This window comes from Pseudomonas sp. GW822-FHT02D10, from assembly GCF_058802345.1.
Map to the genome: position 1 here is coordinate 1 of NZ_JBXAOB010000011.1, position 17499 is coordinate 17499.

General features: G+C 59.2%; 15 protein-coding genes and 1 pseudogene. 9 read left to right on the plus strand and 7 right to left on the minus strand.

Going from position 1 to position 17499, the window contains the following annotated elements; all coding sequences use genetic code 11:
• The first annotated feature begins 123 nt into the window (after positions 1–123).
• The 5 genes from epd to fba all read left to right on the plus strand — a co-directional run bounded on the left by epd (position 124) and on the right by fba (position 4359).
• Positions 124–1188, plus strand: coding sequence for an erythrose-4-phosphate dehydrogenase (gene epd / locus AC1RPZ_RS18115; RefSeq protein ID WP_493138336.1), 1065 nt, complete (start codon positions 124–126; stop codon positions 1186–1188).
• Positions 1189–1205: 17 nt separating this feature from the next.
• Positions 1206–2369 (plus strand): phosphoglycerate kinase, encoded by a 1164-nt coding sequence (locus tag AC1RPZ_RS18120; RefSeq protein WP_493138337.1) that lies wholly within the window; start codon positions 1206–1208, stop codon positions 2367–2369.
• Between the two features lie 34 nt (positions 2370–2403).
• Complete coding sequence (locus AC1RPZ_RS18125) at positions 2404–2625, plus strand: hypothetical protein (protein ID WP_493138338.1); 222 nt, start codon at positions 2404–2406, stop codon at positions 2623–2625.
• A 59-nt stretch (positions 2626–2684) separates the two neighbouring features.
• Positions 2685–3014: an MliC family protein gene (locus AC1RPZ_RS18130; protein WP_493138339.1), complete on the plus strand. Its 330-nt coding sequence runs from the start codon at positions 2685–2687 to the stop codon at positions 3012–3014.
• A 280-nt stretch (positions 3015–3294) separates the two neighbouring features.
• Positions 3295–4359, plus strand: a complete 1065-nt coding sequence (gene fba / locus AC1RPZ_RS18135; RefSeq protein ID WP_019694035.1) for a class II fructose-bisphosphate aldolase — start codon at positions 3295–3297, stop codon at positions 4357–4359.
• Between the two features lie 98 nt (positions 4360–4457).
• On the opposite strand, the gene AC1RPZ_RS18140 is transcribed toward fba, so the two are convergent.
• Entirely contained in the window at positions 4458–5282 is an 825-nt protein-coding gene (locus tag AC1RPZ_RS18140; RefSeq protein ID WP_493138340.1) for an aspartyl/asparaginyl beta-hydroxylase domain-containing protein, read from the minus strand.
• 166 nt (positions 5283–5448) lie between these two features.
• A pseudogene (locus AC1RPZ_RS18145) lies at positions 5449–5739 on the minus strand (polysaccharide lyase family 7 protein); the annotation flags it as partial.
• Positions 5740–6059: 320 nt separating this feature from the next.
• Between AC1RPZ_RS18145 and AC1RPZ_RS18150 the strand changes: the two are divergent.
• Genes AC1RPZ_RS18150 through AC1RPZ_RS18160 form a run of 3 tightly spaced genes read left to right on the plus strand, consistent with a single transcriptional unit; the run spans position 6060 to position 9038 of the window.
• The gene (locus AC1RPZ_RS18150) at positions 6060–8183 is read left to right on the plus strand and encodes a putative bifunctional diguanylate cyclase/phosphodiesterase (protein WP_493138341.1); all 2124 of its coding nucleotides are present in this window, start codon (positions 6060–6062) and stop codon (positions 8181–8183) included.
• A 42-nt stretch (positions 8184–8225) separates the two neighbouring features.
• Entirely contained in the window at positions 8226–8717 is a 492-nt protein-coding gene (locus tag AC1RPZ_RS18155; RefSeq protein ID WP_493138342.1) for a M48 metallopeptidase family protein, read from the plus strand.
• Between the two features lie 24 nt (positions 8718–8741).
• Positions 8742–9038 (plus strand): winged helix-turn-helix domain-containing protein, encoded by a 297-nt coding sequence (locus tag AC1RPZ_RS18160; protein WP_493138343.1) that lies wholly within the window; start codon positions 8742–8744, stop codon positions 9036–9038.
• Positions 9039–9160: 122 nt separating this feature from the next.
• On the opposite strand, the gene AC1RPZ_RS18165 is transcribed toward AC1RPZ_RS18160, so the two are convergent.
• Positions 9161–9613 carry a GNAT family N-acetyltransferase gene (locus AC1RPZ_RS18165; RefSeq protein WP_493138344.1) on the minus strand — a complete coding sequence of 151 codons (453 nt, stop codon included), beginning with the start codon at positions 9611–9613 and terminating at the stop codon, positions 9161–9163.
• Positions 9614–9878: 265 nt separating this feature from the next.
• Here AC1RPZ_RS18165 and AC1RPZ_RS18170 point away from each other — a divergent pair, with 265 nt between their 5' ends.
• Positions 9879–10616 (plus strand): substrate-binding periplasmic protein, encoded by a 738-nt coding sequence (locus AC1RPZ_RS18170; protein WP_493138345.1) that lies wholly within the window; start codon positions 9879–9881, stop codon positions 10614–10616.
• A 147-nt stretch (positions 10617–10763) separates the two neighbouring features.
• On the opposite strand, the gene yccS is transcribed toward AC1RPZ_RS18170, so the two are convergent.
• The 4 genes from yccS to mdtD all read right to left on the minus strand — a co-directional run bounded on the left by yccS (position 10764) and on the right by mdtD (position 17401).
• Positions 10764–12947: a YccS family putative transporter gene (yccS, locus tag AC1RPZ_RS18175; protein WP_493138346.1), complete on the minus strand. Its 2184-nt coding sequence runs from the start codon at positions 12945–12947 to the stop codon at positions 10764–10766.
• Between the two features lie 263 nt (positions 12948–13210).
• The gene (locus AC1RPZ_RS18180) at positions 13211–14389 is read right to left on the minus strand and encodes a BaiN/RdsA family NAD(P)/FAD-dependent oxidoreductase (protein WP_493138347.1); all 1179 of its coding nucleotides are present in this window, start codon (positions 14387–14389) and stop codon (positions 13211–13213) included.
• Positions 14390–14530: 141 nt separating this feature from the next.
• Entirely contained in the window at positions 14531–15868 is a 1338-nt protein-coding gene (gene dbpA / locus AC1RPZ_RS18185; protein ID WP_493138463.1) for an ATP-dependent RNA helicase DbpA, read from the minus strand.
• A gap of 105 nt (positions 15869–15973) precedes the next feature.
• Positions 15974–17401 carry a multidrug transporter subunit MdtD gene (gene mdtD, locus AC1RPZ_RS18190; protein WP_493138348.1) on the minus strand — a complete coding sequence of 476 codons (1428 nt, stop codon included), beginning with the start codon at positions 17399–17401 and terminating at the stop codon, positions 15974–15976.
• Positions 17402–17499 lie beyond the last annotated feature (98 nt).

Here is a 17499-nt window from a genome sequence, read left to right on the forward strand (position 1 = left end):
GCCGCAGGCTGCGATCTTTTGATCTTCGGTTATTAAGATCAAAAGATCGCAGCCTGCGGCAGCTCCTACGGGGGATTGTGTTGTTAACAAGATTCCGTCTGGCTGCGCATTATCGAGAACCCCATGCCTCAACCGCGTCCTTACAAAGTTGCACTCAACGGCTACGGCCGGATTGGTCGTTGCGTCTTGCGTGCTTTGTTCGAGCGAGGGGCGGCGGCCGGGTTTGAAATTGTCGCGATCAACGATTTGGCCGACATGGCCAGCATCGAATACCTGACACGCTTCGACTCCACCCACGGGCGTTTTCCCGGTGAGGTGAAGGTCGACGGCGATTGTCTGCATATTAAGGGCAACTGCGTGAAGGTCCTGCGCAGTGCCACCCCCGAAGGCATCGATTGGGCGTCGCTGGACGTCGATCTGGTGCTGGAGTGCTCCGGCGCTTACCACACCCGCGCAGACGGCCAGCGTTTCCTCGACGCCGGCGCGCCGCGTGTGCTGTTTTCCCAGCCGATGGCCAGCGAAGCGGATGTCGACGCCACCATCGTCTACGGCGTTAATCAGGATTGCCTGACCGGCGATGAACGGCTGGTGTCCAACGCGTCCTGCACCACCAACTGCGGTGTGCCGCTGTTGCGTCTGCTGGATCAGGCCTTTGGTCTGGATTACGTATCGATCACCACGATTCACTCGGCGATGAACGATCAGCCGGTGATCGATGCCTACCACCACGAAGACCTGCGCCGCACCCGTTCGGCGTTCCAGTCGGTGATCCCGGTGTCCACCGGCCTGGCGCGCGGCATAGAACGCCTGCTGCCGGAACTTGCCGGGCGAATTCAGGCCAAAGCCGTACGCGTGCCGACGGTCAACGTGTCTTGCCTCGACATCACGATGCAAACCGTGACCGACACTGACGCCAGCGAGGTCAACCGGATCCTGCGCGAGGCCGCCACCAGCGGCCCGCTCAAGGGGCTGTTGGCTTACACCGAATTGCCTCACGCCAGTTGTGATTTCAACCATGACCCACATTCGGCGATCGTCGATGCCAGTCAGACCCGCGTTTCCGGCCCAAGGCTGGTGAACGTGCTGGCCTGGTTCGACAACGAATGGGGTTTTGCCAACCGAATGCTGGATGTTGCAGAACACTATCTGCAAACAGCTATTAAGCTCTCTGCCTCTCAAAATCAGTAACCCAGGAAATGCGACCCATGACCGTGTTGAAGATGACCGACCTCGATCTGCAAGGTAAGCGCGTATTGATCCGCGAAGACCTCAACGTCCCAGTCAAGGACGGTGTTGTCACCAGCGATGCGCGAATCCTGGCCTCGCTGCCGACCATCAAGCTGGCCCTGGAAAAAGGCGCGGCCGTGATGGTCTGCTCGCACCTGGGCCGTCCGACCGAAGGCGAGTTCTCGGCCGAGAACAGCCTCAAGCCAGTTGCCGACTACCTAAGCAAGGCCCTGGGCCGCGAAGTGCCGCTGGTGTCCGACTACCTGGGCGGCGTTGACGTCAAGGCGGGCGACATCGTGCTGTTCGAGAACGTGCGCTTCAACAAGGGCGAGAAAAAGAACGCTGACGAACTGGCCCAGCAATACGCTGCCCTGTGCGACGTGTTCGTGATGGACGCCTTCGGCACCGCTCACCGTGCCGAGGGTTCGACCCACGGCGTGGCCAAGTTTGCCAAAGTCGCCGCCGCTGGCCCGTTGCTGGCTGCCGAGCTGGACGCACTGGGCAAAGCCCTGGGCGCTCCGGCCCAGCCAATGGCGGCCATCGTCGCCGGCTCCAAGGTCTCGACCAAACTCGACGTGCTGAACAGCCTGAGCCAGATCTGCGACCAGTTGATCGTCGGTGGCGGCATCGCCAACACCTTCCTGGCCGCTGCCGGTCACCCGGTCGGCAAGTCGCTGTACGAGCCAGACCTGCTGGACACCGCCCGCGCCATCGCTGCCAAAGTCAGCGTGCCATTGCCGGTCGACGTGGTGGTTGCCAAGGAATTCGCTGAAAGCGCTACCGCGACCGTCAAGCTGATCGCTGACGTGGCAGCAGACGACATGATTCTGGACATCGGCCCACAGACCGCAGCGCACTTCGCTGAGCTGCTGAAGTCGTCGAAAACCATTCTGTGGAACGGCCCGGTCGGCGTGTTCGAATTCGACCAGTTCGGTAACGGCACCAAAGTCCTGGCTCAGGCCATCGCCGACAGCTCGGCGTTCTCCATCGCGGGCGGCGGCGACACCCTGGCAGCCATCGATAAATATGGCGTTGCCGGGCAAATCTCCTACATTTCTACCGGCGGTGGCGCGTTCCTCGAATTCGTCGAAGGCAAAGTGCTGCCGGCCGTTGAAGTCCTGGAAAGCCGGGCAAAGGCCTAAGGGCCATCCATTGGCCAGGCAAAGGAGTGTTGACATGGTCAAGACGTTAGCGACGTTGATCGCGGCGGGTGTACTGGCCGGCTGCGGGAGTACCCCGAAAGCCGCGCCGGAACCGCAAGCCGGCGCGCCAGACAAGGGCTGTTACCAGGCCGACTGGCAAGCGGAAACCAACCCGGTGCTCAACAAGCGTTCCGGGCCGGATGGCCTGGATAAATACGAGACACGGACCCCGGCCAAGGAACATGGTTGCCCTTGACCGGTCTGACTTACTAACTCCCAGTGCTGGTGGCGTGCGCCGCCAGCCGAGGAACGTTGATGAAAGGCTTGATAGCCGTGGCGTCACTGGCAGTGCTTGCCGGTTGCGCCACTATGAACCCGTTCGCCTCGCCCGCCGGGTCCGATAACTGGACGAACTGGGTTTGCGACAGCCAGGCACCCGTGCACTGGCGCTACACCGACACCACGCACAACACCGTGGATGTGCGGCTTAGGGACGATCAGGTTCATCGCTTGAAGCTTGAGCCTGCGGGTTCAGGTTCGCTGTACAGCGACGACCAGCTGGCGTTTCACGTAAAAGGTGAGGAAGGCCTGGTGTACTGGGTCGCCACCAACGATTTGATCGGCCGCGGCTGTAAAGCGCAGTAAGCACACGAAATTGATACACCACAGATCCATTGTGGAAGCAGAACCAAATGTGGGAGCGGGCTTGCTCGCGATAGCGGTCTGACAGTCACTGCACTGTTGGCGGCCAGGCCCTCATCGCGAGCAAGCTCGCCCCCACAGTGGTTCTGTGTCAGTGCACGAGATTTTGGCAACACCGAATTCGCAGCCCGGCCTGACCCCCGATCTGCAATAACTTGAATAGCAGCCGCCGCTACGGCAGGCTTGCACGATTAACGACCCTCAACCGGGAGAGACACACACAATGGCACTTATCAGCATGCGCCAGATGCTGGACCACGCAGCCGAGTTCGGCTACGGCGTTCCAGCCTTCAACGTCAACAACCTTGAGCAGATGCGCGCCATCATGGAAGCCGCTGACAAGACTGACTCCCCGGTGATCGTCCAGGCTTCGGCCGGCGCCCGCAAATACGCTGGCGCGCCATTCCTGCGTCACCTGATCCTGGCTGCAATCGAAGAATTCCCGCACATCCCGGTGTGCATGCACCAGGACCACGGCACCAGCCCTGACGTCTGCCAGCGTTCCATCCAACTGGGCTTCAGCTCGGTAATGATGGACGGCTCCCTGGGCGAAGACGGCAAGACCCCGACCGACTACGACTACAACGTGCGCGTTACCCAACAAACCGTGGCCATGGCTCACGCCTGCGGCGTATCGGTAGAAGGCGAGCTGGGTTGCCTGGGTTCGCTGGAAACCGGCATGGCCGGTGAAGAAGACGGTATCGGCGCAGAAGGCGTGCTCGATCACAGCCAAATGCTCACCGACCCGGAAGAAGCCGCTGACTTCGTCAAACGCACTCAGGTCGACGCCCTGGCCATCGCCATCGGCACCAGCCACGGCGCCTACAAGTTCACCAAGCCACCGACCGGCGACGTGCTGGCCATCGACCGCATCAAAGAAATCCACAAACGCATCCCGAACACCCACCTGGTGATGCACGGTTCTTCTTCGGTTCCGCAAGAGTGGCTGGCGATCATCAACCAGTACGGCGGCGACATCAAAGAAACCTACGGCGTACCGGTTGAAGAAATCGTCGAAGGCATCAAGCACGGCGTGCGCAAGGTCAACATCGACACTGACCTGCGTCTGGCCTCCACCGGTGCAATGCGTCGCCTGATGGCCACCAATCCGAGCGAATTCGACCCACGTAAATTCTTCGGCGCCACCGTGACGGCGATGCGTGATGTGTGTATCGCTCGTTATGAAGCGTTCGGTACGGCGGGCAATGCTTCGAAGATCAAACCGATCTCGTTGGAAGCGATGTTCCAGCGTTATCTGAAAGGTGAGTTGAACGCCAAGGTTAACTAAGGCCTGAACGTTTAATAGCATTAATAAAAAACCCGCCGAGAGGCGGGTTTTTTATTGAGGGAAAGTAATGGGGCGCAGATCTTCCCTGTTTATCGCTTTTACTGAATAAGCTTCCAGTTCTTGTAAAAGAACCGGCGTAGTGTAAAAGCGGCTCCCGAAAATGCAGAAATGATCCCGTTTAGAATAAAAGGAGCATAAGAGGGGCGCATGATATCGATGAACAGGCAGTAACGTTTGGCGTCGTTTTTGTTGAATGATGCATGCAGCAGTGTGTCATCAAAAATGAACAGCGGGTCGTCGTGCCAATAGTGTTTTTGGTTTCTGACCTGGATATAGACACCGTCATGGTGAGCGGCTGGCATGATGTTGTATAGCACCCGATACATCAGGCGTAGCGGCCCGAAGTGAAAGGAGGTTGACTGGTTTTCATTAAAGACCGATACGCCGACTGTTTTGATGTAAGGTAGTTTTTTCTGAAGGGCTGGAATGTCGAGTTCAGTGTCGATCTTGCGGCCATACCACTGGAAGAACAACATGCCTCTTTTCTTCTGAGCCATGCGCGCGTCGAGGAACTGAATGATCTCTTCCTTGTGAGCCATGGCGCTATCGATTACGTAGTTGATGTCGCGCTGATAAGCATCAGGGAGATCGTTCAACTTATAAGTGTAGCGATTTGGCTTGCACAGTAAATCGAAAAAAGAGTTCAAGGGCGCCAATAACCAAGTGTTTCGGCCGCCGCCTAGGAAGTACTTCTTGATGATGTTTTTATCGAATATCCCATTGCGCAGAAAGTCATACGCTCCGCATGCAACCAGTAGAATCAGAAACCAGAGGGTGGCGACGGGAAAGCAATAAATAATGGCTGCAATACCGAGAATGGTGATTGCCGAGACTGCTTTCTTGCGGATGACTCGAGTGTTCATGGAACTCAGTTCCCCTGAGGCAGTGCGGGTATTTAGATTGAAAAAATACTTATAGGCTCACTATTATATTCGCCATGACAAGAAATTTCCCTGTAATGAAGTGTAATAAATATTTCTTATTTGTAAAGACTTCTCAAGTGCAGGAGGTGTTTTTTCGTCGGTGTCAGTCAGAAAGGTGCATACGAACCTTGGCGACGATGTTGCCGGTCGAGGTACTGGTTTTGTACGGGTACTCGACTTTCACCGGCGGCTTTTGGCTGTTGTAGGCGTGGATCTGGCCGATGACGATCTTGCCCGGACTCGGCACCTGGTTCACCGCCAGGGTCGCGTGCAGCAAGTTGTCGGTGTCGGAATGGAAGTGTTGATCCTTGAAACCGTTCACCAGTTTTGAAGTGTCAACGGTGTACGGCGGGTTGCCGACAGGAACACTGAGGTTCCCGGTTGCGAGATCGATCATAGTCAAAGCTTCCACGAAATCTAGCGGCACGCGCGTGTCAGAAGCTCTAGCCCGCGCGCTAGAGGGCGGTCTTTATAATCGTAGAAGGGTTCTTTGTTAACGTCCGTCTGGCGGATAACTGGCGTCAACTCTCTGTCGAATGGCCGCCTTTCCGCTCTTCGGTGCCTCTAGAGTTGACCGTTAGTCGGAGTCTGGAGCTTTGGCTCGGTGATGGCGCGATGACACCTACTGCTTTTGCAGATCCGGTCTAGAGTGAAGTCGCATTATTTGTCCGGTTTTTTTCGACGGTACCGGCCTGACGTCACAACAAGAGAAGCAGCATGGAATGCGCGCAACCGAAGCCAGGTGAATGCAGCTCAGTTCTTTTAATCGTGGATGATTACCCTGAAAACCTGATCAGCATGCGTGCGTTGTTACAGCGCCAGGACTGGCAGGTGATGACCGCGGCTTCCGGCTTTGAAGCCTTGAGTCTGTTACTCGAACATGAAATCGACCTGGTGCTGCTGGATGTGCAGATGCCAGGGATGGACGGTTTTGAAGTGGCGCGTTTGATGCGCGGTAGCCAGCGCACTCGTTTGACTCCGATCATTTTCCTTACCGCCAACGAACAGTCCCAGGATGCTGTGATCAAGGGCTATGCCTGTGGCGCGGTGGATTACCTGTTCAAACCGGTTGACCCACACATCCTCAAACCCAAAGTCCAGGCTCTGCTTGAACATCAGCGCAATCGCCGGGCCTTGCAGCAGTTGAGTCATGAACTGGAAGCCGCGCGCGCCTTCAATGCCTCGGTGCTGGATAACGCCGCCGAAGGGATTCTGGTGGTGGGCGAGGACGGTCTGATCCGCTTCGCCAACCCGGCCATGTCCCGCCTGCTCAATGCGACAGTGACTGAGTTGCAGGGTGCGGAGTTTGTGGACTTCCTGCAAAAACCGCACGTGCCGGTGTGGGCCGATTCGGACATTTATGCCGGCTATCAACGGGGTGAAACCTGGCGCGTGCACGACGCACTCCTGCGCACCGCACCCGGTCAGCAAGTGCCGGTGGCGCTGTCCTGCGCGCCATTGCCGTCTGAACAGAAGGCCATGGTGGTGACTGTTCTCGACATGTCGGTGGTGCGCCATCTGCATCAGCAGCTGGAGTTCCAGGCGGTCACGGACCCTCTGACCGGGTTGCTCAATCGTCGTGGCTTCTACCAGACTGTCGAAAACCTGCTGTTGCGTGGCGAGCGTTCCGACAGCACGTGGGTCTTGTTGTACCTGGACCTCGATGGGTTCAAGCGGGTCAACGATTCCTTGGGCCACGATGCCGGTGACCGGGTACTGCGTTGGGTGTCCGAGCAGTTGAAGGCCTGCCTGCGGCCGTTTGACATTCTGGCGCGCATGGGCGGCGATGAGTTCACCGCGTTGCTTGATCTGGAGTTCCCCGAACAAGCGGCGAAGATTGCCGAAAAGCTGATCGAGCGGATATCGATCTGTCAGCAGGTTGAAGGACTGGATGTGGCGCTGGGAGCGAGCATCGGTATCGCGACTTACCCCGATTGCGGCTCCAACCTCGACGGCTTGATGCGCGCGTCCGACATCGCGATGTACGAGGCCAAGCGCGCAGGGCGTCAGCAGTATCGCTTTTACGATCATGAAATGAATGGTCGCGCGCGCTCGCGGCTGATGCTCGAAGAAAGCGTGCGCACGGCCATCGAAAACAAGGATTTCAACCTGGTGTATCAACCCCAGGTGGCGATTGCCGACGGTCGCATACGCGGGTTTGAAGCCTTGCTGCGCTGGCAGCATCCGAGTGTCGGTGATGTCCCGCCGGGGTTGTTTTTACCGTTGCTGGAAGAGGCGCGGCTGATCAGTCGTCTCGGCAGCTGGATTTACCATCACAGTGCCGAGCAGCGAAAGACCTGGGAAAACCTGTTTGCCGAGGACCTGGTGCTGGGTGTGAGTTTGAGCAGCACCCAGTTCGGTATGACCAACCTGGTCACCGAGTTGCGTCAGGTGCTGGAGCGCCACGACTTGCAGCCCTATCAGCTGGAAGTCGAAATCACCGAAGAGGCCTTGATACAAAATGTTGATGAGTCGCGCAAACAGCTGCGTCTGCTGCGTAACCTTGGCGTACGGGTAGCGCTTGATGACTTCGGCTCGGGGCCGTGCTCGTTGGCCCATCTGCGCGATCTGGAACTGGACACGCTCAAGCTCGACCGCCACCTGATTGCCCGGATACTCGATTCTCCACGGGATGCGGCGCTGACTCGCAGTGTCATCGAGTTGTGCAAGCAATTCGGGATGTTGGTGATCGCCGAAGGCGTGGAGACCGTTGCGCAGTATCAATGGCTTGAGGCTAACGGTTGCCAGTATGTGCAAGGCTTCCTGGTGGCCCGGCCGCTGATGGCCGAGGATGCCGGTGGCTTTGCGCAGCCGTTTGACTGGAGCGCGCTGACGGCCTGAATTCGCTACACTGGCGGCCTTTCGTCACTCTGTTGTTGGCCCATGACTGCGCTCAAGTACCTCCAGGCTTATCCCGCTGCCTTGCAAGAGCAAGTGCGCCAGTTGATCGATCAGGATCGGCTGGGCGACTACCTGAGCCAACGTTACCCGGACAAGCACGCAGTGCAGAGTGACAAGGCGCTTTATAGCTACGCGTTGGAGTTGAAACAGGAATACCTGCGCAATGCGCCGGCCATCGACAAAGTGCTGTTCGACAACCGCCTCGACCTGACCCACCGTGCCCTCGGCCTGCACACAGCGATCTCGCGGGTGCAGGGCGGCAAGCTCAAGGCCAAGAAAGAAATTCGCATCGCGTCGTTGTTCAAGGACGCCGCGCCGCAGTTCCTGAAAATGATCGTGGTGCATGAGCTCGCGCACTTCAAAGAGTCGGACCACAACAAGGCTTTCTACAAGCTGTGCGAGCATATGCTGCCGGGTTATCACCAGCTGGAATTCGACTTGCGGGTGTACCTGACGTGGCGGGATATGCAGTAAACATCGGACACCGGGAGTGTGGGAATGGACGTCAGCAAGACCAAGAGCAGTTTCTACCGCCGCCTGTATGTGGCCTATCTGATCGATAGTGGTCAGGCCAGCAACATCCCGGCACTCACCGACGTGACCGGCATGCCACGGCGCACGGCCCAGGACACCATCGCCGCGTTGGCGGATCTGGATATTGTGTGTGAGTTCGAGCAACAGGATGGAGCCCGAAACCATGCCGGGCGCTATCGGATTCTGAGCTGGGGGGCGATTGATCCGCGCTGGATCGAGCAGCATTTGTCGCAGATCAAAGCGGTGCTGGAGTATCCCTGAACTTTTGCGTTTTTGCCGCTGACGCCTTCGTCGGATCGCCGCCCGGAGCAAGCTCGCTCCCACACTGATCTGCGACACGACGAAGATCCCCTGTGGGAGCGAGCTTGCTCGCGATAGGGCCCTCAAGAACGGCGCATCCCGATATGCGGAATGTCATCCTCCAGATATTCCTCACCCACCACGACAAATCCGTACCGCCCGTAATACCCCTGCAAATGCGCCTGGGCCGACAGATAGATCGGCACTTCAGGCCAATATTTTTCGGCCTGTATCAAAGCCTGACTCAGCAACTCGTGGCCCAGGCCTTTGCCGCGAGCTTCTGGCGCAGTAACCACCCGGCCGATCACCACGTCACCGCCCTGTGAAATCGGGTCGAGCAATCTCAGGTAAGCCACCAACCGGTCCCCGTCCCAGGCCATCAAATGGCAAGTATCGCCGTCCAGATCCTGACCATCGATATCCTGATAAACACATTTCTGCTCAACAACGAACACCTCTGCACGCAACTGCAAAATGGTGTACAGCTGCTCTTTACCCAGATCGCTGTGGTGTTTGCAGACCCAATCAATTGTCATCTTCACACTCCTTGAACAACGTCGCTTCGATACTAAGCGTCCTGCCGCTGGATGTCTTGCGGCAGAAAATGTGTGACGAAGGCCAAAATGCCATCATTCATTTCTCGCGGCGTTGTCTTCTTTGTGTAATCTGCTTTGTAGCGGTTTGTTGTGGCTTCAATGAGCTACTGTTAGGGCCTGGGGTTGTGGCCGTGATTCGGCACGCCGGCCTTCGAGTTTTGGCTAAAAACACGCTGGGCAGTCCGCCCGCTAAGGATTTTTTAGCATGCCGCGTTTGCATCGAGCCGTTGTTTTGATTGGATTGCTGTTGTTGACTCAGAGCGCTACAGCAGAAAAACTGCGCTTGGTAGCCGATTCCTGGCCACCGTTTACCGATGCCACGCTGGTCAATGGCGGGGTGGCGACTGACATTGTCAGTACCGCGCTGGCGCGGGCGGGTTATACCAGTGATTTCGTACAGGTGCCTTGGGCCAGAGCCTTATTGGGTGTGGGCGAAGGGCGTTATGACGTGCTGGTCAGTGCCTGGTTCAACGAAGAACGCACCCACATCGGGCAGTTTTCCAGCGAGTATCTGCTCAACCGGATACGTTTCATCAAGCGTAAAGATACGCCGATCGAATACAACAACTTGCAGGAACTGCACACCTATCCGATTGCCGTGGTGCGTGGCTACGCCTATTCACCCGAGTTTGACGGCGACGCCGCCTTGCAGAAGGTGCAGGTCCACAACTTCGCCATGGCGGTGCGCATGCTCGCTGCTGACCGCGTGAAGCTGACCCTGGAAGATGAGTTTGTCGCCCGCTATTACCTGGCGCACGAGTCATCCAAGGTGCGCAATGCCGTGGAGTTCCTGCCCAATCCTCTGAGCGAAAATAGTCTGCATATTCTGGTCAGCCTGAAGAATCCCGACCATGAAAAGATTGTCGCCGGATTCGACCGCGAGATTGCAGCGATGAAGGCTGATGGCAGCTATGAGCAACTGCTCAAGCAGCATGGAATGTGAGAATCCGGGTTGCGTGGTGTGGCGGATGACCTCATCGTCGGATCGCCGCCCGGAGCAAGCTCGCTCCCACACTGATCTGCGACACGACGAAGATCCCCTGTGGGAGCGAGCTTGCTCGCGAAGAGGGCCTGGCAGGCACTGAAGATCTCAATCCTCGCTCGTATCCTTGATCAAATGCGCCGCCAGCGTGCGCAACGGTCCCAATTGCCGGCAGATCAACGCCAGTTGGGTCTGCACCAGACGCTGACCTTCGTCGATCTCGTCGGGCATTTGTTCCAGCGCGGCGGCCAGGGTTTCTTCTTCGTCACTCTGAATCGCAATCGACAGTTTGCTCGCCAGCCCTTGGGCGATTTCGTCGATGCTGGCCGCCAGGCTGACGCCGGCACCGTCGATCAACTGTGCACGAACATCGGCGGGTAGCTGGGTTTCGCGGTGTGCGCCGAGGCCCGAGAGGTAGCTGAGCAACGTGTGGGAAAGCACCAGGAAGCGGAAACCCACATCGGCTTCCTTACGGAAATGCCCCGGCTCCATGAGCATGTTGGCCAGGGTGGTCGACAGCGCCGCATCGGCGTTATGTGCATTACGTCGAGCCAGCCGATAGGCCAGGTCATCACGTTTACCGGCGGCGTATTGCTGCATGATTTGTCGCAGGTAAATGCTGTTGCAGGTCAGGGTGTTGGCCAGCACCTTGTTCAGGCTGCGGCCTTGCCAGTCCGGCAGGAACAGAAACACCGCCAGCCCCGCAATCAGGCCGCCCAGCAGGGTATCGAGCAACCTTGGCAGGAACAGCCCGTAGCCATCGCCGACCTGGTTGAAGCAGAACAGGATCATCAAGGTGATCGCCGCTGTCGCCAGGGTGTAGCGGGTGGTGCGGTTGATAAAGAACACCACCCCGGCGGCAATCGCGAAACACGATTGCACCAGCGGGTTGGGGAACAGATCGAACAACGCCCAGGCCATGGTAAGACCAATCGCCGTGCCGAGGATCCGCTGACCGAGTTTGCGCCGTGTGGCGCCATAGTTCGGTTGGCAGACAAACAGTGTGGTGAGGATGATCCAGTAGCCTTGCGACGGGTGAATCAAATGCACCATGCCGTAGCCGACGGTCAGCGCCAGGGGCAGGCGCAGGGCATGCCGAAACAGCAACGAGGTCGGTGTCAGCTGCGTACGCAGGCGTGTCCAGACGTCCTTGAGGTTGCGCGGAGAACGGTCGAGCAGGCTGCTATCGGTAGCGTCGGCCAGGCTGTCGGGGTTGCTCGCGTCGCTGAGCAAGCGGTCAAGCGTGCCGAGGTTGGCCGCCAGCGCGCGCAACGAGCGCAGCAAACCGCGCCAGGCCGGGTTGCTCTGGATGCGCAGGTGTTCGAGGGAGGCGTGCAGGTCGCTCAGGGCCTCGGCGAAGCTGGCGTCGTAGACGAACGGCTGACGCATCTGGATCGACTCGGCCAGCGCCCGACAGGCTTTGCCTTGCTGGCGCAACAAGCGTTGGCAGCGGAACAACACGTCGCTGTGGAAGAAGGCTTCAGCCAGGGCGTTGTACGGATAGTGCGAAGAACTGGCGCGTTCGTGGATGTCCTGGGCAAGGAAGTACAGTTTCAGGTAACGACTGACTTTCGACCCCGGCCGACCGTTGCCGACCCGGTGCAGGATGATTTCCTTGGCGGCGTTGAGCGCAGCGACCACCCGGCCATTCTGCTGCGCCAGTTCCAGCCGTCGGGCCTCGACGTCCATCTGGCGGATCGGCTCGAACAGCGACGATTTGAGCTTCAGGTAAAACCCCAGCTCGCGGAATAACCGCGCCAGGCTCTGCTGCACCGGTTGGTTGGAGAACAGCGCCTGCCACAGCACCGAGAGCAAGCCGTACCAGGCTGCGCCAGCCACCAGCAACACCGGTTCGTGCCAGAAATCGGTAACCGCGCCGCCGCGCTGATCCACACCAATCATCGTGTACACGGACAGAATCAGCGTCGCCGAGGCAATCGCGCCATAGCGTTCACCCAGGGCGCCGAGCATGGTCAGGCCGAAACTGGCCAGTGCCAGGGCGAACACGAAGATGTACGGGTAGGGGAAAAGCAGCTCGACCGAGAATGCGGCAACGCTGAAGCACACCAGCGTCACGGCCAGCGCATTGAGACGGCCCTGCCAACTGTCGTCGGTTTCGGCCAGGGCGCTGGCGATAATCCCCAGGAACAGCGGGATCAGCAGGCCCATTTCATTCTGGTACCAACACAGCACCATGGTGCCGGTCAGGGCGATGAACACCCGCACGCTGTAGCTGAACTTATCCAGCGCCCAAAGGCGACGTAGAGACTGACGAAACGAGGTCGATGGCATGAAGTGCGGAGGCCTTCCGGGGCAATGCAGCTAAATTGAGCCAGTAATGACGACGACGCAATGGCGCCGATCACATCTGACAGCAAAAAGTGTTCCTTCCTTGGATCGCGGCGCGTGGGGACACCACATTACGGTGTTGAAGCACACCCCGTAGGAGCTGCCGCAGGCTGCGATCTTTTGATCTTGGTTTTAGCGGCGGTTAAATCGCCGGAAGATCAAAAGATCGCAGCCTGCGGCAGCTCCTACGCTAGAGGGACTCTGTGTCAGACGTACTGCGCCGCCGCGTAGCCGGAAGCCCAGGCCCATTGGAAGTTGAAACCGCCCAGATGTCCGGTGACATCCAGTACTTCACCGATGAAGTACAGGCCGGGGCTTTTCAGTGATTCCATGGTTTTGGACGAGACTTCATGGGTGTCGACGCCACCGAGCGTGACTTCGGCGGTGCGATAGCCTTCGGTGCCGGCCGGGACCAGTGTCCAGCTCGCCAGTTTTGCGGCGATATCGGCCAGCTCAGCGTGGGTGTACTGCTTCATCGGCTTGGAGACGAACCAGCTGTCGGCCAGCAGGTTGGCCATCTTCTTGGTGAAGATCTCGCCGAGCAGGGTTTTCAGTTCGCTGTTCGGGCGCTCGACTTGCTGCTGTTGCAGCCAGCTCGGCACGTCGTGGTCGGGCATCAGATTGATTTCGACCGCGTCACCGGATTGCCAGAATGACGAGATCTGCAAAATCGCCGGACCGCTGAGGCCGCGGTGGGTGAACAGGATGTTCTCGCGAAAGCTCTGATCGTTGCAGCTCACCAGGCAATCCACCGATGTGCCGGACAGCTCGGTGCACAGCTCTTTGAGCTGGTCGGTGATGGTGAACGGCACCAGGCCGGCGCGGGTAGGCAGCAACTGATGGCCGAACTGCTTGGCCACCTGATAACCAAATCCGGTGGCGCCCAGGGTTGGAATCGACAGGCCGCCCGTGGCAATCACCAGCGATTCGCAGGTCAACTGGCCCAACGTGGTTTCCAGCAGGTAACCGCTTTCGAGTTTCTCGATCTGCTGGATCGAGGTATCCAGGTGCAGGCTGACGCCGACCTGATCGCACTCGTCGAGGAGCATGCCGAGGATGTCGCTGGATTTGTTATCGCAAAACAGCTGGCCGAGCTTTTTCTCGTGGTACGGCACGCCGTGCTTGGCCACCATCCCGATGAAATCCCACTGGGTGTAGCGCGCCAGCGCGGATTTGCAGAAGTGGGCGTTTTGCGAGAGGAAATTGCCTGGTTCGGTGTACATGTTGGTGAAATTGCAGCGGCCACCGCCGGACATGAGGATTTTCTTGCCGGCCTTGTTTGCGTGGTCGAGCAACATCACCTTGCGCCCGCGCCCGGCGGCGGTCAGTGCACACATCAACCCAGCGGCGCCAGCGCCAATGATCACGACTTCGGTAGAACGCAAAACGGTGTCCTCAAAATAAACTGCCCGTAGGAGCTGCCGCAGGCTGCGATCTTTTGATCTTCCGGCGATTTAACTGCCGCAAACAAGCAAGATCAAAGGATCGCAGCCTGCGGCAGCTCCTACGTTGGATATGCGGTGTTCTTACAAAATGCGTACGCGCAGCGAGCGGCCTTTGATCTTGCCGTCGCTCAAGCGCTGCACCGCTTGCTTGGCGATCCCGCGTTCCACGGCGACATAGGCCTGATAGTCGAAGATCGCGATCTTGCCGACCTGGGCGCCTGGAACACCGGCATCGCCGGTCAGTGCGCCAAGGATGTCGCCCGGGCGAACCTTATCTTTACGGCCAGCGCCGATGCACAGGGTGCTCATGGCCGGCAGCAGTGGGGCGCCGCCCTGGGAGGTCAGGTTGTCCAGTTGATCCCAGCTCAGCGGCGACTTCTGTAACTGCTCGATGGCTTGGGCGCGATGGGCTTCGGACGGCGCTACCAGGCTGATGGCGATGCCTTTTTCACCGGCGCGACCGGTACGGCCAACGCGGTGAATGTGGATTTCCGAGTCGCGGGCCAGTTCGACGTTGACCACCATGTCCAGCGCATCGATGTCCAGACCACGGGCGGCGACGTCGGTGGCGACCAGTACCGAGGTACTGCGGTTGGCGAACATCGCCAGGACCTGGTCGCGATCGCGCTGTTCCAGGTCACCGTGCAGGCCAACGGCCGAGATGCCTTTGGCGGTCAGGTGGTCGACGGTTTCCTGCACTTGCTGCTTGGTGAAGCAGAAAGCCACCGTGGATTGCGGGCGGAAATGCGCGAGGACCTTGACCACGGCGTCCATACGCTCTTCCGGCGAAATCTCGAAGAAACGCTGCTCGATCTGCGTGTCGTCGTGGAACGCCTCGGCCTTCACTTGCTGCGGGTTGCGCATGAACTTCGACGCCAACTGCTTGATGCCCACCGGATACGTGGCGGAGAACAGCAGGGTCTGGCGACGCTCCGGGGACTGGGCGATGATTTCTTCGATGGAGTCGTAGAAACCCATGTCGAGCATGCGATCGGCTTCGTCGAGGATCAGGGTGTTCAGGCCATGGAGAACCAGCGAGCCCTTGCGCAGGTGTTGCTGGATGCGCCCCGGCGTGCCGACGATGATGTGCGCGCCGTGTTCCAGCGAGCCGATCTGCGGGCCGAACGACACGCCGCCACACAGGGTCAGCACCTTGATGTTGTCTTCGGCACGGGCCAGACGACGGATTTCCTTGGCGACCTGGTCAGCCAGCTCACGGGTCGGGCAGATAACCAGCGCCTGGCAGCCGAAGAAGCGCGGATTGATCGGGTTCAGCAGGCCGATACCGAAGGCGGCGGTTTTGCCGCTGCCGGTCTTGGCCTGGGCGATCAGGTCCATCCCCTTGAGGATCACCGGCAAGCTTTGCGCCTGGATCGGCGTCATCTGGGCATAACCGAGGGAGTCGAGGTTAGCCAGCATGGCGGCGGACAGCGGCAAAGTATTAAAAGCGGTGGCGATGGTGGTCACGGGACTGGCCTGCAAAACAAAATGTCGCGCAGTGTACCAGCCCTGTGGCCATTCGCCCTAAGGCTCGATGTGCGATTCCGGACGCTTGACGCGCCGTCCGTCTTCTCTCGACAGTTGCGAGAAGATCGTCGCGGCGAGCATTGCCATGATGCCGACGGTCACAAAGGTCAGCTGGAACGCGCCCAACACCGTGTCCACGCCATCATTGCCGACCTCTGCCGTGAAGCCGCCCAGCAGGGCGCCGGCGCAGGCAACGCCGAGACTCAGCGACAACTGCGCGACCACTGACAGCAGGCTGTTGCCGCTGCTGGCGCTGGCGTCGTCGAGGTCGATCAGGGTCACGGTGTTCATCGCCGTGAACTGCAAGGAGTTGATTGCCCCGAGTATCGCCAGCTGCACCAGCAGCAACCAATAAGGCGTCTGCTCGCTGACCAGGCCCATGCTCGCCAGCATGATCCCCAGCGCCAGGGTGTTGCCGGTAAGCACGATGCGATAACCCAGGCGCTCGATCAGCGGTCGCGCGATCGACTTGGCAAACATTGCCGCTGCCGCCAGTGGCAACATGCTCATCCCGGCCTGGGACGGCGAGTAGCCCAAGGCGATCTGTAGCAGCAACGGCACCAGAAACGGCAGGGCGCCGCTGCCGAGCCGGGCGAACAGGTTGCCGAGAATCCCCACGGCAAAGGTCCGGGTCTTGAACAGTGCTGGTGCGAACAGCGGATTCTCAATGTGCCCGGCCCGCAGCCAATATGCCGCCAGGCACGCCATACCGCCAAACAGCAGCAACATCACCCGCAAATGTGGCAGGTGCAACTCGCCCAGGCCTTCCATGGCAATGGTGATCAGCACCATCGCCGCGCCGAACAGCAGGAAACCCAAGCCATCGAAGCGCGTGCGCTCAGAGCCGCGCAGATCCGGGATGAACTTCCAGACCGCGTAGCAGCCGACCAGCCCGACCGGCAGGTTGATCAGGAAGATCCAGTGCCAGGTCAGGTATTGCACCATCCAGCCGCCCATGGTCGGGCCGATCAACGGTCCGAGCAGGCCGGGAATGGTGATGAAGCCCATGATCCGTACCAGTTCCGAGCGCGGATACGCGCGCAGTACCACCAGTCGCCCGACCGGTAGCATCAACGCGCCGCCCAGCCCCTGAATCACCCGGGCACCGACCAGCAGGCTCAAGGTGCTGGAGAGCGCGCAGAGCAAGGAGCCGAGGCTGAACAACAGGATCGCGCCAAAGAAGATTTTCTTGGTGCCGAAGCGGTCGGCGATCCAGCCCGACGCCGGGATCAGCAAGGCGACCGTAAGCATGTAGGCGATGATCACACCCTGCATGCGCAGCGGGTCTTCGGCCAGGTCGCGGGCCATGGCGGGGAGGGCGGTGTTGAGGATGGTCCCGTCGAGGGACTGCATGAAGAACGCAATCGCCACCACCCAGGGGACCCAACGGGCGGTTGTTGCATCAAGAGTGGGGCGGTTGGGCATGGGACCTCGTGTGAGAGAGAGTTTGTTGTTTTGTGTGTACCCGAAAAGATCGCAGCCTGCGGCAGCTCCTACGCCGAGCGCATACACCTGTAGGAGCT

Bases quoted from the DNA above. Each gene is read 5' to 3' on its own strand.
- epd (WP_493138336.1), top strand. From the start codon at position 124: ATGCCTCAACCGCGTCCTTACAAAGTTGCACTCAACGGCTACGGCCGG.
- AC1RPZ_RS18120 (WP_493138337.1), top strand. From the start codon at position 1,206: ATGACCGTGTTGAAGATGACCGACCTCGATCTGCAAGGTAAGCGCGTA.
- AC1RPZ_RS18125 (WP_493138338.1), top strand. From the start codon at position 2,404: ATGGTCAAGACGTTAGCGACGTTGATCGCGGCGGGTGTACTGGCCGGC.
- AC1RPZ_RS18130 (WP_493138339.1), top strand. From the start codon at position 2,685: ATGAAAGGCTTGATAGCCGTGGCGTCACTGGCAGTGCTTGCCGGTTGC.
- fba (WP_019694035.1), top strand. From the start codon at position 3,295: ATGGCACTTATCAGCATGCGCCAGATGCTGGACCACGCAGCCGAGTTC.
- AC1RPZ_RS18140 (WP_493138340.1), bottom strand. From the start codon at position 5,282: ATGAACACTCGAGTCATCCGCAAGAAAGCAGTCTCGGCAATCACCATT.
- AC1RPZ_RS18150 (WP_493138341.1), top strand. From the start codon at position 6,060: ATGGAATGCGCGCAACCGAAGCCAGGTGAATGCAGCTCAGTTCTTTTA.
- AC1RPZ_RS18155 (WP_493138342.1), top strand. From the start codon at position 8,226: ATGACTGCGCTCAAGTACCTCCAGGCTTATCCCGCTGCCTTGCAAGAG.
- AC1RPZ_RS18160 (WP_493138343.1), top strand. From the start codon at position 8,742: ATGGACGTCAGCAAGACCAAGAGCAGTTTCTACCGCCGCCTGTATGTG.
- AC1RPZ_RS18165 (WP_493138344.1), bottom strand. From the start codon at position 9,613: ATGACAATTGATTGGGTCTGCAAACACCACAGCGATCTGGGTAAAGAG.
- AC1RPZ_RS18170 (WP_493138345.1), top strand. From the start codon at position 9,879: ATGCCGCGTTTGCATCGAGCCGTTGTTTTGATTGGATTGCTGTTGTTG.
- yccS (WP_493138346.1), bottom strand. From the start codon at position 12,947: ATGCCATCGACCTCGTTTCGTCAGTCTCTACGTCGCCTTTGGGCGCTG.
- dbpA (WP_493138463.1), bottom strand. From the start codon at position 15,868: ATGCTGGCTAACCTCGACTCCCTCGGTTATGCCCAGATGACGCCGATC.
- mdtD (WP_493138348.1), bottom strand. From the start codon at position 17,401: ATGCCCAACCGCCCCACTCTTGATGCAACAACCGCCCGTTGGGTCCCC.